The following is a 569-nucleotide window of genomic DNA, read 5'->3' as shown; positions in this document are numbered from 1 at the left end:
ATTCCCAGACCTAACTTGGCAAAGCTGTCACCAATCAGGTAAGCAAAGGTGCCTTTAATACCATCGGCAGCGCCAATCGCTTTTTTAGGTACAAAGCCAACAGCAGCCACACCAATCAACAATTGCGGGCCAAAGACCAGGAAACCCAACGCAAAGAGAGAAGCCAGATAGATATATTCGTTACTGGCATGTTGATACACACCGAGCGTGGCGATAATCAGCGCCAGCGCGATGCAGGCCACCAGCGCGCGGCGGCCGTTGGCCAGATCCGACAACCAGCCCCACAGCAGCGTGCCGACCAGCGCGCCGACTTCAAACAGGGTAAAGCCCTGAATCGCCACCTCTTTAGACAGCTTCAGCTCCTGGAAGGCATACACGGTGGACCACTGATCGATACCGATACGCACCACGTAGAGGAAGATGTTGGAGAAGCACAGCAGCCAGATCACTTTGTTTTTCAGCACGTACTCAACAAAGATCTGCCACTTGGTCATCGCATTTTCTTCGGTCTCTTTGTCCTCTTCGCTGATCGCTTCGCCAAACAGCTCTTCCGCCGTGCCGAGGCCGTA

1 protein-coding gene is annotated in these 569 nt (G+C 53.8%); it reads right to left on the bottom strand.

Annotated elements, in window-relative coordinates; genetic code table 11:
- Positions 1–569: MFS transporter (locus tag R7P64_RS24465; RefSeq protein WP_318124216.1), on the bottom strand; the 569-nt coding region annotated here is incomplete at both ends.

Source organism: Vibrio sp. 2304, assembly GCF_033339475.1.
Lineage (GTDB): Bacteria > Pseudomonadota > Gammaproteobacteria > Enterobacterales > Vibrionaceae > Vibrio > Vibrio alginolyticus.
Note: the sequence above shows the minus strand (reverse complement) of the source record. Positions and strands in the feature narration are given on the sequence as shown.